Genomic DNA, 15501 nt, shown 5'->3' with positions numbered 1-15501 from the left:
CGACCTCAGCGGAACGGCGGCTCGTCGAAGCTGCGCAGTTTACGCGAGTGCAGCGCGTTCAGCTCGGTGCGCAGCAGGTCTAGGGCGGCGATGCCGATCTTCAGGTGCTGGCTCACGGCGCGGTTGTAGAAGGCATTGGCCGAGCCCGGCAGCTTGATCTCGCTGTGCAAGGGTTTGTCGGACACGCACAGCAAGGTGCCGTAAGGCACCCGCAGGCGGTAGCCCTGGGCGGCGATGGTGCCGCTTTCCATGTCCACCGCTACGGCCCGCGACAGGTTGATCAACGGCCGCTCCTGGGCCCAACGCAGCTCCCAGTTGCGGTCGTCGTAGGTCAGCACGGTGCCGGTGCGCAGGCGCTTCTTGAGCTCGTCGCCGCGCTCGCCGGTGACGTGCGCCGCGGCCTCCTGCAAGGCCAGCTGCACCTCGGCCAGGGCCGGGATGGGGATGTTCGGCGGCACCACGCGGTCGAGAATGCCGTCGCGGCGCATGTAGGCATGGGCCAGCACGTAGTCGCCGATGGTCTGCGACTGGCGCAGGCCGCCGCAGTGGCCGATCATCAGCCAGCAGTGCGGACGCAGCACGGCCAGGTGGTCGGTGATGTTCTTGGCGTTGGACGGGCCGACGCCGATGTTGACCAGGGTGATGCCGTCGCCGTCGGCGGCGATCAGGTGGTAGGCCGGCATCTGGTAGCGGTGCCAGACCACGCTGGCGACCAGGGCCTGGGTCTGCACTTCGTCCATGGCCTTGTCGACGATCACGTTGCCGGGCAGCACCAGGCGCACGAAGCGCGGGTCATCGCGCAGCTTTTCCAGGCCGTGGGCGATGAACTGGTCGACATAACGGTGGTAGTTGGTCAGCAGGATCCACGGCTGCACGTGGCGCCAGTCGCTGCCGGTGTAGTGCACCAGGCGGCGCAGGGAAAAGTCCACGCGGGTGGCGTCGAACAACGCCAGCGGCAGGGCCTGGGCGTTGCCCCAGTCCCACTGGCCGTCGGCGATGTCGTCGGTGGCGGCGGACAGGTCGGTGCTGGGGAACACCCGCGCCAAAGCGGCGGCGGTGATGCCGCTACCGGCCAGCTCGTCGCCCTGGTCGACCACGTAGGGGTAGGGAATGCTCTGCTCGCTCATGCCCACTTCGACGGTGACGGTGTAGTCGTCCATCAGCGGCCGCAACTGGTCGAGCAGGTAGCCACGGAAGGCCTCGGGCTGGGTCACGGTGACGCTGTAGACGCCATCGACCTGGACCTTGGCGTAGGCCCGCGTGGTGGCCGCCACCTCGCCCTGGCTGGCGTAGGTCAGACGGATGGCCGGATAACGGTACAGCGCCCGCTCGGCGGCGGTCGGTTCGGTACGGTCCTTGAGGTAGCGCTTGAGGGCCTGGCTGAGGGCCCCGGTGGCCTGTTGGTGCAAGGCCGCCAGACGGTCGACGGCCTGTTCGGGGGTATCTACGACTTCAAACGCGTGGCTCACACTGTGCTTCCTGTCTGGGACATGCAGGCAGCCATCTTGCCTCGGTTGCGCGGGAAATACATCCCCGGGCGCGCGCCATCGATGCGCTTGCCGGGTGTAGCGTCCGCCCTGCTCGCGCGACGCCGTCGGCAGCCTGGAGGACGCGCCGTAGACGCGTGCGCAGCCGACCTGGCAACGGCCGAGAGCCCCTTCGCCAAGCGACTCGCCCTCCGTGTCGAGCACCTGCCGACCGTACAGGTCAGAACGATTGCTTCATCCGACCAGCGCGCGCGACGCGCTCGTCATACAATCCCGCGCCGGCCGCTTCGCGCCAGGCGGTTTGGTGTTAAGCTCGCCGACCATGAATATCTACAGCTCCCGCCCTGTTGTCCTCTGTCTCTCCGGCCACGACCCCAGTGGCGGCGCCGGCTTGCAGGCAGACATCGAAGCCCTGCTGGCGCAAGGTTGCCATGCGGCCCCGGCCGTGACCGCGCTGACCGTGCAGGACACCGTCAACGTCACCGACTTCCGCGTGCTCGACCGCGAGTGGGTGCTGGCCCAGGCCAACGCCGTGCTGGCCGATTCCGAAGTGGCTGCGGTCAAGCTCGGCATGCTCGGTTCCATCGAGATGGTCGACACGGTCGCCGAACTGCTGGCGGCCCATCCGCACCTGCCCATGGTCTGCGACCCGGTGCTGCGCGCTGGCGGCGGCGGGCGGCTGGGCAAGGATGAAGTCGGCTATGCCCTGCGCGAGCGCCTGCTGCCGCTGGCCCTGATCGCCACGCCGAACCTGCCCGAGGCGCGCATCCTCGCCGAACTGCCTGAGGGCAGCGCCGACGATTGCGCCAAGGTGCTGCTGCCGTTCTGCCGCAACCTGCTGATCACCGGCGGGCACGGCGACGAAGCGCAGATCCACAACCGCCTGTACCGCCGCGACGGCGCGCCGCTGACCTGGATCTGCGAGCGCCTGCCGGGCAGCTACCACGGCTCGGGCTGCACCCTGGCCAGCGCCCTCGCCGGCCGCCTGGCCCAGGGCGAGCGACTGCACAGCGCGGTGCCCAGCGCCCTCGACTACACCTGGCGCACCCTGCGCGACGCCGAACGGCTCGGTCGCGGCCAGTTCGTGCCGCGCCGTCTGCCCCTGGATTTCTGTTCCTGAACAGCACGAGGTCTGCCATGGCCCTACGCGGTCTCTACGCCATCACCGATAGCCAACTGCTGGCCGGGCGCCTGCTGCCGTATGTCGAGGCGGCGCTCGACGGTGGCGTGTGCCTGTTGCAGTACCGCGACAAGAGCGACGACGCCGGCCGCCGTATTAAGGAAGCCGAGTCCTTGCTGCGCCTGTGCGAGCGCTACGGCACGCAGTTGATCATCAACGACGACGCCGAACTGGCCGCGCGTCTGGGCGTCGGCGTGCACCTGGGGCAGACCGACGGCCCGCTGAATCCCGCGCGGGCGCTGCTCGGGCCCAAAGCGGTGGTCGGCGCCACCTGCCATGCCAGCCTGGCGCTGGCCGCCCAGGCCGCCGCCGAAGGCGCCAGCTACGTGGCCTTCGGCCGCTTCTTCAATTCCGTCACCAAGCCCGGCGCGCCGGCGGCCAGCCTCGACCTGCTGGCCCAGGCCCGCGCCGCGGTCAAGCTGCCCATCGCCGCGATCGGTGGCATCACCCTCGACAACGCCGCCCCGCTGGTCGCCCATGGCGCCGACCTGCTGGCGGTGATCCACGGCCTGTTCGGTGCCGACAGCGCGCAGGATGTCACCCGCCGCGCCCGCGCCTTCAACGCCCTGTTCGTTTCCTGATTCAAGAGAGTTCATCCATGTCCCGTTCCGAAGACCTGTTCGCCCAAGCCCAGAAACACATCCCCGGTGGCGTCAACTCGCCGGTGCGCGCCTTCCGCAGCGTGGGCGGCACGCCGCTGTTCTTCAAGCATGCCGAAGGCGCCTATGTGATCGACGAGGACGACAAACGCTACGTCGACTACGTCGGCTCCTGGGGCCCGATGATCCTCGGCCACGGCCACCCGGACGTGCTGGAATCGGTGCGCAAGCAGTTGCAGCACGGGTTGTCGTACGGCGCGCCGACGGCGATGGAAACCGAGATGGCCGACCTGGTCTGCTCGATCGTGCCGTCGATGGAGATGGTGCGCATGGTCAGCTCCGGCACCGAGGCCACCATGAGCGCCATCCGCCTGGCCCGTGGCTACACCGGGCGCGATGCGATCATCAAGTTCGAAGGCTGCTACCACGGCCACTCCGACAGCCTGCTGGTGAAGGCCGGTTCCGGCCTGCTGACCTCGGGCGTGCCGAGCTCGGCGGGCGTGCCGGCCGATTTCGCCAAGCACACCCTGACCCTGCCCTTCAACGATTTGGCCGAAGTCGAGAAGACCCTGGCCGAAGTGGGCCAGACCGTGGCCTGCATCATCGTCGAACCGGTGGCCGGCAACATGAACTGCGTACCGCCCGCACCGGGCTTCCTCGAAGGCTTGCGCGCGCAGTGCGACAAGCACGGCGTGGTGCTGATCTTCGACGAAGTGATGACCGGTTTCCGCGTCTCGCTCGGCGGTGCCCAGGGCCACTACGGCGTCACCCCGGACCTTTCGACCTTCGGCAAGATCGTCGGCGGCGGCATGCCGGTCGGCTGCTTTGGCGGCAAGCGCGCGATCATGGAGTGCATCGCCCCGCTGGGCCCGGTCTACCAAGCCGGTACCCTGTCGGGCAACCCGCTGGCCATGGCGGCGGGCCTGACCACCTTGCGCCTGATCAGCCGCGAAGGCTTCCACGCCGAACTCACCGCTTACACCAGCCGTATGCTCGACGGCCTGCAGGAACGCGCCGACGCGGCGGGCATTCCGTTCGTGACGACCCAGGCGGGCGGCATGTTCGGCCTGTACTTCAGCGGCGCCGACGACATCGTCACCTTCGACGACGTCATGGCCAGCGACGCGCAGCGCTTCAAACAGTTCTTCCACCTGATGCTCGAAGGCGGCGTGTACCTGGCGCCGAGCGCATTCGAGGCCGGTTTCACCTCCATCGCCCATGGCGATGCCGAGCTGCAGATCACCCTGGACGCCGCCGAACGCGCGTTCGCCAAGCTCAAATAAGTAGACGCCAACACGGTGGGGACGCAACTTCGCGTCCCCGCTATAGAATTTCGCGTAAATCTTTGTAAGGTTTGCCTCGCTTATCCCATAATGTGCCACCAGAGACATTGGCCGCAGCTTTGCAGAGGTAAGTCTATCCCCATGAACCGCACCGGCCGCGCCCTGACCCTGGGGTGCCTGTTGCTCACCACGCCCCTGCTGTCGCTGGCAGAGGAAGGCAACTCGTTGCTGATCCCAGCCACGGGCCGCTGCACGCTCAACACTCAGCCCCAAGACCTCAAGCAGGCGCTACACACCTGTGAGCGTCTGGCCGAAGCCGGCGAGGCCGAAGCGCAGTACGAACTGGGCGAGTACTTCTACACCCAGTCCCCGCAACAACTGCAGAAGGCCCTCGACTGGTTCCAGAAAGCCTCGCTGCAAGGCCATGCCCAGGCCCAGTACCGGCTTGGCGGCATGTTCTTCCACGGTGAAGGGGTCAAGGCCAACCACGTGCAGGCCTACATTCTGCTGAAGATGGCGGCGGTCAACGGGGCCGAGGATGCACTGGACATGGCCGACGAGGTCACCGAGCAGATGCCGCGCGAAGAGCTGGAGCATGCCACCCAGGTGCTGGGGCAGATCTTCCGCAAGTACCTACTGGAGTTGCAGACCGCCGAAGGGCGCTCGCCGTTCGCGCCCCTGCCTTGAACCGGCCTCAGCGCTCCGGCGTTGGCATCGGGAACGGCATGACGTTGCCCGAGCCCTTGGCTTCGCTGATCTTCGCCGTCCCCAAACGCTCCACCTCGTCGATGCGCACGATCGACTGCATGGGAACGAAACTGCGGATCACCCCCTCGAACTGAGCCTTGAGCTTTTCTTCGCCCGGATCGACTACAAGTTGGCTGCGCTCGCCGAAGACGATTTCCTCGATCTCCAAGAAACCCCACAGATCGCTCTGGAAGATCTGCTTGGCATACAGTTCGAAGACCTGGCCCTGGTTGAGGAAGATCACTTTGTAGATGGCAGGTTCGGGCTTGCTCATGGTCGATAGGAAAGTACAGGCGGAAAAAGGGCCGGCATCATAGCAGAGCCATGCCCCCGCGGATCGGCCGCCGAGCAGGATTGCCAATGCCAGCAAGGCTTTACCGCCGTCGCCCGAATCGCCAGCCGGGACGATGACCGCCTTTCGCCGACCCTTGATCGTTTCAGTGCTTTCGTCGCTGTCATTCAAGGGTTATTCTTCAGCCACATTCATTGCCGTCGAGCGGCCAAAAACCACCTTGAACGCACCCACGCCTCCCCATCGTTTCCTCCTCGAGCCTTTCGAGGCCCATCGGTTCGCCAACTTGAGCGGCCAGTTCGACGAGCACCTGCGGCTGATCGAACAACGCCTGGGCATCGAAATCCGCAACCGCGGCAATCAGTTCGAACTGATTGGCGAAGCCAAAGCCACCTCCAACGCCGAACAGCTGCTGCGCCGTCTCTATCGCGAGACCAAGGCCACTGAACTGTCCCCTGAAATCGTCCACTTGTACCTGCAGGAGTCTTCGGTGGAACACATCGACAACCCGGCCGTGAACGAGGTCAGCGTTTCCCTGCGCACGCGCAAAGGCCCTATCCGTCCACGCGGGGTCAACCAACAGCGCTACGTGCAGAAGGTCCTGGCCAACGACATCAACTTCGGTGTCGGCCCGGCCGGTACCGGCAAGACTTACTTGGCCGTGGCCTGCGCGGTCGACGCGCTGGAGCGCGAACAGGTGCGGCGCATCCTGCTGGTGCGCCCGGCGGTCGAAGCGGGCGAAAAGCTCGGTTTCCTGCCCGGCGACCTGGCGCAGAAGATCGACCCGTACTTGCGCCCGCTGTACGACGCCCTGTACGAGATGCTCGGCTTCGAGCACGTGGCCAAGCTGATCGAGCGCCAGGTGATCGAGATCGCCCCACTGGCGTACATGCGCGGTCGCACCCTGAACAACAGCTTCATCATCCTCGACGAAAGCCAGAACACCACGCTCGAGCAGATGAAGATGTTCCTCACCCGCATCGGCTTCGGCTCCACGGCGGTGATCACCGGCGACATCACCCAGGTCGACCTGCCGCGCGGCACCAAGTCGGGCCTGGCGCACGTGATCAACGTGCTCAAGGACGTCGAAGGCATCAGCTTCACCCACTTCGAGCCCAAGGACGTGGTGCGCCACCCGCTGGTGCAACGCATCGTCGAAGCCTACGACCGCTTCGAAGCCCTGCAAGCCGCCGAGGCGCCCGGCAAAGATGCTTGAACTCGATCTGCAACGGGCCTCCAGCGCGGCGGCCCCGGACGACGCCGACTTCCGCCGGTGGTGCGAACTGGCGCTGCGCCAGCGCAGCGCCGACTCCGAGCTGACCGTCCGTCTGGTCGACGAAGCCGAAGGCCGCGAGTTGAACCACACCTGGCGGCACAAGGACTACGCCACCAACGTGCTGTCCTTCCCTGCCGACGTGCCCGATGAGCTGCTCGACATTCCGCTGCTCGGCGACTTGGTGATCTGCATCCCGGTGGTCGAGCGCGAAGCCCGCGAGCAAGGCAAGGCGCTCGACGCACACTGGGCGCACCTAGTGATCCACGGCTGCCTGCACCTGCTCGGCTACGACCACATCGACGATGAGGAAGCCGAGGAGATGGAAGCCCTGGAACGCACGCTACTGGCGGAGCTGGGCCACCCCGACCCCTACGCCGACGATGACCATTCACACACCGACCACTGCAAGGAACACGAGTAACCGCCATGAGCGAAGACCGATCGAGCAACGGGCAGAAGTCCTGGCTGGGTAAACTGACCCAGGCTTTTGCCCATGAGCCGAAAAACCGCCAGGAGCTCCTCGAGCTGCTGCGCGAAGCCCATCAGAACAAGCTGCTCGACAGCGAAGCGCTGGCCATCGTCGAAGGCGCCATCCAGGTCGCCGACCTGCAGGTGCGCGACATCATGGTGCCGCGCTCGCAGATGATCAGCATCAAGGCCAGCCAGACGCCCCGCGAGTTCCTGCCGGCGGTGATCGACGCCGCGCATTCGCGCTATCCGGTGATCGGCGAGAGCCACGACGATGTGCTCGGGATTCTCCTGGCCAAGGACCTGCTGCCGTTGATCCTCAAGGAAAACGGCGACAGCTTCGACATCAAGCAGCTGCTGCGCCAGGCCACCTTCGTGCCTGAATCCAAGCGCCTCAACGTGCTGCTGCGCGAGTTCCGCGCCAACCACAACCACATGGCCATCGTGGTCGACGAATACGGCGGCGTGGCGGGCCTGGTGACCATCGAAGACGTGCTCGAGCAGATCGTCGGCGACATCGAGGACGAGCACGACGTCGAGGAAGACAGCTACATCAAGCCGCTGCCCAACGGCGACTTTCTGGTCAAGGCGCTGACGCCCATCGACAACTTCAACGAGTTCTTCGACGGCGCGTTTTCCACCGAAGACTTCAACACCGTCGGCGGCCTGGTCATGACGGCCTTCGGCCACCTGCCCAAGCGCAACGAGACCACGGAAATCGGCACCTGGCGCTTCCGTATCCTCAATGCCGACAGCCGACGCATCCATCTGCTGCGCCTGACCCCGATCAACCGTTAAGGACTCCCATGCGCTGGATCACCCGTCCCGGCTGGCCCGGTAATCTGCTGGCCGTGGCGGCCGGCGCCTCGACCCTGCTGGCCCTGGCGCCCTTCGACTTCTGGCCGCTCGCCCTGTTGTCTATTGCGCTGTTCTACGCCGGCCTGCGCGAGCTGAGCCCGCGCCAGGCCATAGGCCGTGGCTGGTGCTTCGGCTTCGGCCTGTACGGCGCCGGCACCAGCTGGATCTACGTCAGCATGACCACCTACGGCGGCGCCTCGCCGCTGCTGGCGGTATTGCTGCTGGTGGCGTTCTTCGCGGGCGTCGCCTGGTTCTTCGCCCTGCCCGCCTGGGTCTGGGCGCGCTGGCTGCGCCGCCGCGACGCGCCACTGGCCGACGCCTTGGGCTTCGCCGCGCTGTGGCTGCTGCAAGAGGCGTTCCGCGGCTGGTTCCTCACCGGGTTCCCTTGGCTCTATGCCGGTTACAGCCAACTGGCCGGGCCCTTGGCGGGCTTGGCGCCGCTGGGCGGTGTGTGGCTGGTGTCGTTCGTCCTGGCCTTGAGCGCGGCGCTGCTGTGCAACCTGTATCGCCTGCGCGCGCAACCCAAGGCGCTGGCACTGGGCGCGGTGCTCTTGGTCACGCCTTGGATCGTGGGCCTCGCCCTCAAGGGCCATGCCTGGACCCGTCCTGCCGGCGAGCCGCTGAGCGTGGCGGCGATCCAGGGCAACGTCGAGCAAGAGCTGAAATGGGACCCGGCGCACATCAATGCGCAATTGGCCCTGTACCGCGACCTGAGCCTGAACGCCAAGCCCGTGGACCTGCTGGTCTGGCCGGAAACGGCCGTGCCCATCCTCAAGGATCAGGCCCAGGGCTACATCGACATGATGGGGGGCTTCGCCAGCGGGCGGCATTCGGCGCTGATCACCGGCGTGCCGGTGCGCGAGGAAGTCGACGGGCAGCGCCGCTTCTACAACGGCGTGACCGCCACCGGCGAAGGCAGCGGCACCTACCTCAAGCAGAAACTGGTGCCCTTTGGCGAGTACGTGCCGCTGCAAGACCTGCTGCGCGGCGCCATCGAGTTCTTCAACCTGCCGATGTCCGACTTCGCTCGCGGGCCGGCGGACCAGCAGTTGTTACAGGCCAAGGGCTACCGGATCGCGCCGTACATTTGCTACGAGGTGGTGTACCCGGAATTCGCCGCAGGCCTGGCGGCGCGCAGCGACCTGCTGCTGACCATCAGCAACGACACCTGGTTCGGCACCTCCATCGGCCCGCTGCAACACCTGCAGATGGCGCAGATGCGCGCGCTGGAAGCCGGCCGCTGGATGATCCGCGCCACCAACAACGGCGTGACGGCGCTGATCGACCCGCAGGGCCGCATCACCGCGCAGGTGCCGCAGTTCGAGCAGGCGATTCTCTACGGGGAAGTGGTGCCGATGCAGCAACTGACGCCTTACCTGCAATGGCGTTCGTGGCCGCTCGGCACAGTGTGTGTGCTGCTGCTTGGATGGGCCCTGCTGGCACGACGCAAAACGCGGGCGCTGTAAGCCTCGCACTGCGGCCTTGTAGGCGCGGTCGATCGGCCGTACTTACAAGGTGCCTCAATAGAGCAACCGATACGCCAGCAACCCCAACGCCTCGTTCAACAACTGCGCGTTCTGCCCGATGGCTCGGCTCTCCGGCAACAGGCCGAAGAAGGGTCGGCCCTCGGCGCTGCCGAGCGCGCCCATCGGCGCCGGGATCACCGTGAAGCCTGCACGCTCGAAACTCCAGCGTGCGCGGGGCATATGCCAGGCCTGGGTCACCAGCACGATCCGGCGCTTACCCAGGGGCTGCAGCACCTCGGCGCTGTACACGGCGTTTTCCCAGGTGGTGCGGCTGCGTCCTTCCTGCCAGGTCACGGCGATACCGAAGTCCGCTTGCAGACGTTCGGCCATCAACTGCGCCTCGCTAGGCGGCTCGCCGAAGTGCAGGCCGCCGCTGGTCAGGAGCGGCAGACCGCAGGCTTTGGCCAGGTTCGCCGCGAAGCGCATGCGCTCCAGCGCCAGCAAGCTCGGCTGGTCGCTCGCCCCCCAGGCCAGGTCGCCACGCTCGCGCCCGGCGCCCAGCACCACGATGGCATCGGCCTGCTGCGCCAACTGCGGCCAGGCCTGCACCGCCAGCGGCGCTTCGCGCTCCAGCAGGCGCGCGCTCTGCTGCACCACCAGCGGCAGGCTCATCAGCCACAGACCGGCCAGGCCCATGCCGAAGCACAGGGTCGACAGCCGCGGGAAGCGCCCGCGCAGGCACCAGCCCAGCAGCAGCAAGAGAATCAGCACACCGGGCGGCAACAGCCATTGTTTGATGAAAAAGCGAAGGGGCATGGCGCATACCTCGTGACAAGGCATGCAGACTAGGAGGATCGGCGCCGGCCCTCAAGGGCAACGGACGCCGATCAAGTCGAGAGCGTGTAATGAGGCCCGGAAGCGGGCTGGAAAAGCCGTGGAAGGCCGTGCCTACCTGAAGGTCGGCGCGCGCGGCCTGGCGGCGACGTCAGGGCGTTTCCTGTCTTTGAGCCAGACGATCCTGGCCGTGCCGGCGGGCGCTTGCGGATCGCTGCCGGCCTGCCCCAAACGGCCCTGCGCGTGGACCTTCAACCAGGCCTTGATCACCTCGAACTCGGCCTGGCTCAAGCCGCGCAACTCAAGCTCGGCGGGTGCCTGGTCGCGCAGCTTGGCTGCGGTTCTGGCCGTTTCCAGCGCCAGTCCCAGGCGGTCGATCAAACGTTCGTAGACCTCAGGTTTGGTCTTGCTTAGCTGCGAATCTCCCATCTACTCACCTCTTCGAAGATAACGGCATCTCCCCCAGCCCTGAGCTTAGCGCCACTCACCAAAGCAGCAGGCCGCCGCGACCAACGGCCCACGGCATAGATTGGTTAGCCACCGGCGGCGGCGCTCATGTATGCTACGGCGCTCACTCTATCGACGCCGGAGTACCGGACGCAGCGAGCTCGCGCTGCCTGGAACAGGGTCTTTCCTCTCTCAGCAAAAAGTAGCCATGCACGAACAATACACGCCCCGTGATATCGAAGCCGCCGCCCAGTCTTTCTGGGACGCGCAACAGTCGTTCGCCGTCAACGAACAGCCAGGCAAAGACACCTATTACTGCCTATCGATGTTCCCGTACCCGAGCGGCAAGCTGCACATGGGGCACGTGCGCAACTACACCATCGGCGACGTGATCGCCCGCTACCAGCGCATGCTCGGCAAGAACGTGCTGCAGCCCATGGGCTGGGACGCCTTCGGCATGCCGGCGGAAAACGCCGCGATGAAGAACAACGTCGCACCGGCCAAGTGGACGTACGAAAACATCGATTACATGAAGACCCAGCTCAAGAGCCTGGGCCTGGCCATCGACTGGTCGCGCGAAGTCACCACCTGCAAGCCGGACTACTACCGCTGGGAACAATGGCTGTTCACCCGCCTGTTCGAGAAAGGCGTGATCTACCGCAAGAACGGCACCGTCAACTGGGACCCTGCCGACCAGACCGTACTGGCCAACGAGCAGGTCATCGATGGCCGCGGCTGGCGTTCGGGCGCGCTGATCGAGAAGCGCGAAATCCCCATGTACTACTTCCGCATCACCGACTACGCCGACGAGCTGCTGGAAAGCCTCGACGAGCTGCCGGGCTGGCCCGAGCAGGTCAAGACCATGCAGCGCAACTGGATCGGTAAATCGCGCGGCATGGAAGTGCAGTTCCCGTACGACCAGGCCAGCATTGGCCACAGCGGCACGCTGAAAGTCTTCACCACCCGTCCAGACACCCTGATGGGCGCCACTTATGTGGCCGTCGCCGCCGAGCACCCGCTGGCCACCCAGGCGGCGCAGAACGACCCCGAGCTGCAAGCGTTCATCGATGCCTGCAAGGCCGGCAGCGTGGCCGAGGCCGACATGGCCACCCAGGAAAAGAAAGGCATGCCGACCGCGCTGCGCGTCGAGCACCCCCTGACCGGTGAGAAGCTGCCGGTGTGGGTCGCCAACTACGTGCTGATGCACTACGGCGACGGCGCGGTGATGGCCGTGCCGGCCCATGACGAGCGCGACTTCGAATTCGCCCGCAAGTACCAGTTGCCGATCAAGGCCGTGGTGCGCACCAGCGCCGGCGACGACGTCGGCAGCGAGTGGCAGGACGCCTACGGCGAGCACGGCCAACTGATCAACTCCGGCGCGTTCGACGGCCTGGACTTCGCCGGCGCCTTCGACGCCATGGAAGCCGCGCTGATCGGCAAGAACCTCGGCAAGTCGCGCACCCAGTTCCGCCTGCGCGACTGGGGCATCAGCCGCCAGCGCTACTGGGGCTGCCCGATCCCGATCATCCACTGCGCCACCTGCGGCGATGTGCCGGTGCCCGAAGACCAGCTGCCCGTGACCCTGCCGGAAAACGTCGTGCCCGACGGCGCCGGCTCGCCCCTGGCGCGCATGCCCGAGTTCTACGAATGCGTCTGCCCCAAGTGCGGCAGCGCGGCCAAGCGCGAAACCGACACCATGGACACCTTCGTCGAGTCGTCCTGGTACTTCGCCCGCTATGCCTCGCCCAACTACGAAGGCGGCATGGTCGATCCGAAAGCGGCCAACCACTGGCTGCCGGTGGACCAGTACATCGGCGGCATCGAACACGCCATCCTGCACCTGCTGTACGCGCGCTTCTTCCACAAGCTGATGCGCGACGAAGGCCTGGTCACCTCCAACGAGCCGTTCAAGAACCTGCTGACCCAGGGCATGGTGGTCGCCGAGACCTACTACCGCGTGGCCAGCAACGGCGGCAAGGACTGGTTCAACCCGGCCGATGTCGAACTCGAACGCGATGCCAAGGCCAAGATCGTCGGCGCACGCCTGAAAAGCGACGGCCAGCCGGTGGAAATCGGCGGCACCGAGAAGATGTCCAAGTCCAAGAACAACGGCGTCGACCCGCAGTCGATGATCGACGCCTACGGCGCCGACACCTGCCGCCTGTTCATGATGTTCGCCTCGCCGCCCGATGCCAGCCTGGAATGGTCCGATTCCGGTGTCGAAGGTGCCAGCCGCTTCCTGCGCCGCGTCTGGCGCCTGGCCCAGGCCCACGTCGCCCAGGGTCTGCCTGGCGCGCTCGACATCGCCGCCCTGGACGATGCGCAGAAGACCATTCGCCGCGCCATCCACTCGGCGATCCGCCAGGCCGGCACCGACGTGGGCCAGTTCCACAAGTTCAACACCGCCATCGCCCAGGTGATGACCCTGATGAACGTGCTGGAGAAAGCCCCGCAAGCCAGCGAACAGGACCGCGCCTTGCTGCACGAAGGCCTGGAGGCGGTCACCCTGCTGCTGGCGCCGATCACCCCGCACATCTCCCACGTGCTGTGGAACCACCTCGGCCATGACGGCGCGGTGATCGATGCCGCCTGGCCCGTCGTGGACGAATCCGCGCTGGTGCAGGACAGCATCGTGCTGGTGGTGCAGGTCAACGGCAAGCTGCGTGGCCAGGTGGAAATGCCTGCCGCCGCCAGCCGCGAGGAAGTCGAAGCCGCGGCCCGCAGCAATGAAAACGTCCTGCGCTTCATCGATGGCCTGACGATTCGCAAGGTCATCGTGGTACCGGGCAAGCTGGTCAACATCGTCGCCAACTGATGGCAACGCCTGCGCGCCGAGGGCGGGCAGGCGGAATCGGCCCACAAGGGAGCTACAACATGATCAAACGCAATCTGCTGGTGATGGGCCTGGCCGTCATGCTCAGCGCCTGCGGTTTCCAGTTGCGCGGCACTGGCACCAACGACCTGAGCATCAAGGAACTGGACGTCACGGCGCGCAACGCTTATGGCGAGACGGTCAAGCAACTGCGCAACACCCTGGAAAACAGCGGCGTGAAGCTTTACAGCGGCGCGCCTTACCACTTGGTACTGCTCAACGAGCAGGAAGACCAGCGTGCGGCCAGCTACACCGGCGGCTCGCGCACGGCCGAATACGAGCTGACCACCACAGTGGACTACGCGGTGAAAGGCTTGAACGACGCCACGCTGCTGCAAGACAAGATCGAAGTGAACAAGGTCTACGTACGCGACGGCAACAACGTCATCGGTTCCAGTCAGGAAGCCACCAAGGTGCGCAAGGAAATGCGCAACGAACTGGTGCAACGCCTGGTGGTACGTTTGCAGCAACTGACGTCTTCGCGCCTCGATGAGCTGCAGCGCAAAGCCGACCTGCGCGCCAAGGCCGAAGCCGAAGCCCTGGATGCCGCGCGTCGTGCGCAAGACGCCACGCCCCAGCAATCGCCGATGCAAATCCCGGCCAACTGAGCCTGAACGGGGCACGCCTGTGCCCCGCCCTACCCCATGAAGCTCGCTCCCGCCCAGCTCAACAAACACCTGCAAGGCGACCTGGCACCGGTCTATATCGTCAGTGGCGATGACCCGCTGCTGTGCCAGGAAGCCGCCGATGCCATCCGCGCCGCCGCGCGCCGGCAGGGCTTCGACGAACGCCAGGTATTCAGCGCCGATGCCAACTTCGACTGGGGCACTCTGCTCCAGGCCGGGGCCAGCCTGTCGCTGTTCGCCCAGCGGCGCCTGCTGGAACTGCGCCTGCCATCGGGCAAGCCCGGCGACAAGGGCGCTGCCGCGCTGATCGAATACTGTGCCCGACCTGCCGAAGATACCGTGCTGCTGATCAGCCTGCCCAAGCTCGATGCCAGCGCCCAGCGTGGCAAGTGGGGCAAAGCCCTGCTCGAAGGGCCGCACTGCCAGTTCGTGCAGATCTGGCCGGTCGATGCCCACCAACTGCCTAACTGGATCAACCAACGTCTGGCCCAAGCTGGGCTGTCTGCACAGCGCGAGGCGGTCGAGCTGATCGCCGCACGGGTCGAAGGCAACCTGCTGGCCGCGGCCCAGGAAATCGAGAAGCTCAAGCTGCTGGCCGAGGGCAATCAGATTACCCTGGAGACCGTTCAGGCTGCCGTGGCAGACAGCGCCCGCTTCGACGTGTTCGGCCTGGTCGATGCCATCCTCAACGGCGACGCTGGGCATGCTTTGCGTGTCCTCGAAGGCTTGCGCGGTGAGGGCGTCGAGCCACCGGTGATTCTCTGGGCGCTGGCCCGTGAACTGCGCTCGCTGGCCGGGCTGGCGCAGCTGTTCAGCCAGGGCGTGCCGCTGGACAAGGCCTTCAGTCAGGCCAAGCCGCCGATCTGGGACAAACGCCGGCCTCTGGTCAGCAAAGCCTTGCAACGCCTCAGTGCGCAACGTTGGGCGCAGCTGTTGCAGGATGCCCAACGCATCGACGCGCAGATCAAGGGCCAGGCCGAAGGCTGCCCTTGGGTAAGCTTGAGCCGCCTGACCCTGTTGATGGCCGGACAGCGTCTGGCATTGCCGGCGCAGTGAACCGCGTGCC

The 15501-nt window shown here is 66.1% G+C and carries 15 protein-coding genes; 11 read left to right on the top strand and 4 right to left on the bottom strand.

Annotated features, from left to right (window positions below):
* Positions 1–5: 5 nt before the first annotated feature.
* Complete coding sequence (gene amn, locus B4M43_RS20635; protein ID WP_296269311.1) at positions 6–1469, bottom strand: AMP nucleosidase; 1464 nt, start codon at positions 1467–1469, stop codon at positions 6–8.
* Positions 1470–1809: 340 nt separating this feature from the next.
* Here amn and B4M43_RS20630 point away from each other — a divergent pair, with 340 nt between their 5' ends.
* The 4 genes from B4M43_RS20630 (at position 1810) to B4M43_RS20615 (ending at position 5236) form a co-directional block, all read left to right on the top strand.
* Positions 1810–2607 (top strand): hydroxymethylpyrimidine/phosphomethylpyrimidine kinase, encoded by a 798-nt coding sequence (locus B4M43_RS20630; RefSeq protein WP_296269310.1) that lies wholly within the window; start codon positions 1810–1812, stop codon positions 2605–2607.
* A gap of 17 nt (positions 2608–2624) precedes the next feature.
* Positions 2625–3248, top strand: a complete 624-nt coding sequence (gene thiE, locus B4M43_RS20625) for a thiamine phosphate synthase (protein WP_296269309.1) — start codon at positions 2625–2627, stop codon at positions 3246–3248.
* A gap of 17 nt (positions 3249–3265) precedes the next feature.
* Positions 3266–4549 (top strand): glutamate-1-semialdehyde 2,1-aminomutase, encoded by a 1284-nt coding sequence (gene hemL, locus B4M43_RS20620; protein ID WP_296269308.1) that lies wholly within the window; start codon positions 3266–3268, stop codon positions 4547–4549.
* Positions 4550–4690: 141 nt separating this feature from the next.
* Positions 4691–5236 (top strand): tetratricopeptide repeat protein, encoded by a 546-nt coding sequence (locus B4M43_RS20615; protein WP_296269307.1) that lies wholly within the window; start codon positions 4691–4693, stop codon positions 5234–5236.
* A 7-nt stretch (positions 5237–5243) separates the two neighbouring features.
* Here B4M43_RS20615 and B4M43_RS20610 read toward each other — a convergent pair whose 3' ends face one another.
* Positions 5244–5570 carry a DUF1820 family protein gene (locus B4M43_RS20610; RefSeq protein ID WP_296269391.1) on the bottom strand — a complete coding sequence of 109 codons (327 nt, stop codon included), beginning with the start codon at positions 5568–5570 and terminating at the stop codon, positions 5244–5246.
* 238 nt (positions 5571–5808) lie between these two features.
* On the opposite strand from B4M43_RS20610, the gene B4M43_RS20605 reads away from it, so the two are divergent.
* From B4M43_RS20605 to lnt, 4 genes are read left to right on the top strand one after another with little or no spacing between them, the layout of a single operon-like run.
* On the top strand, positions 5809–6804 hold the full coding sequence (locus B4M43_RS20605; RefSeq protein ID WP_296269306.1) for a PhoH family protein: 996 nt from the start codon (positions 5809–5811) through the stop codon (positions 6802–6804).
* Positions 6797–7285 (top strand): rRNA maturation RNase YbeY, encoded by a 489-nt coding sequence (gene ybeY / locus B4M43_RS20600; RefSeq protein ID WP_296269305.1) that lies wholly within the window; start codon positions 6797–6799, stop codon positions 7283–7285. The genes B4M43_RS20605 and ybeY overlap by 8 nt, the downstream gene beginning before the upstream one ends.
* Positions 7286–7290: 5 nt before the next feature.
* Positions 7291–8130, top strand: coding sequence for an HlyC/CorC family transporter (locus tag B4M43_RS20595; protein WP_296269304.1), 840 nt, complete (start codon positions 7291–7293; stop codon positions 8128–8130).
* An 8-nt stretch (positions 8131–8138) separates the two neighbouring features.
* Positions 8139–9656, top strand: a complete 1518-nt coding sequence (gene lnt, locus B4M43_RS20590; protein ID WP_296269303.1) for an apolipoprotein N-acyltransferase — start codon at positions 8139–8141, stop codon at positions 9654–9656.
* 54 nt (positions 9657–9710) lie between these two features.
* Here the strand turns inward: lnt and B4M43_RS20585 are convergent, their stop codons facing one another.
* Positions 9711–10472 carry a YdcF family protein gene (locus B4M43_RS20585; protein WP_296269302.1) on the bottom strand — a complete coding sequence of 254 codons (762 nt, stop codon included), beginning with the start codon at positions 10470–10472 and terminating at the stop codon, positions 9711–9713.
* Between the two features lie 132 nt (positions 10473–10604).
* Positions 10605–10919: a hypothetical protein gene (locus B4M43_RS20580; RefSeq protein ID WP_296269301.1), complete on the bottom strand. Its 315-nt coding sequence runs from the start codon at positions 10917–10919 to the stop codon at positions 10605–10607.
* 226 nt (positions 10920–11145) lie between these two features.
* On the opposite strand from B4M43_RS20580, the gene leuS reads away from it, so the two are divergent.
* Genes leuS through holA form a run of 3 tightly spaced genes read left to right on the top strand, consistent with a single transcriptional unit; the run spans position 11146 to position 15491 of the window.
* A complete protein-coding gene (leuS, locus tag B4M43_RS20575; protein ID WP_296269300.1) occupies positions 11146–13752 on the top strand; it encodes a leucine--tRNA ligase in 2607 nt (868 codons plus the stop codon).
* A 59-nt stretch (positions 13753–13811) separates the two neighbouring features.
* Positions 13812–14417 carry an LPS assembly lipoprotein LptE gene (lptE, locus tag B4M43_RS20570; protein WP_296269299.1) on the top strand — a complete coding sequence of 202 codons (606 nt, stop codon included), beginning with the start codon at positions 13812–13814 and terminating at the stop codon, positions 14415–14417.
* 36 nt (positions 14418–14453) lie between these two features.
* Positions 14454–15491 carry a DNA polymerase III subunit delta gene (gene holA / locus B4M43_RS20565; RefSeq protein WP_296269298.1) on the top strand — a complete coding sequence of 346 codons (1038 nt, stop codon included), beginning with the start codon at positions 14454–14456 and terminating at the stop codon, positions 15489–15491.
* Positions 15492–15501: the final 10 nt, after the last annotated feature.

The organism is Pseudomonas sp. UBA6562, assembly GCF_002434265.1.
GTDB lineage: Bacteria > Pseudomonadota > Gammaproteobacteria > Pseudomonadales > Pseudomonadaceae > Aquipseudomonas.
Note: the sequence above shows the minus strand (reverse complement) of the source record. Positions and strands in the feature narration are given on the sequence as shown.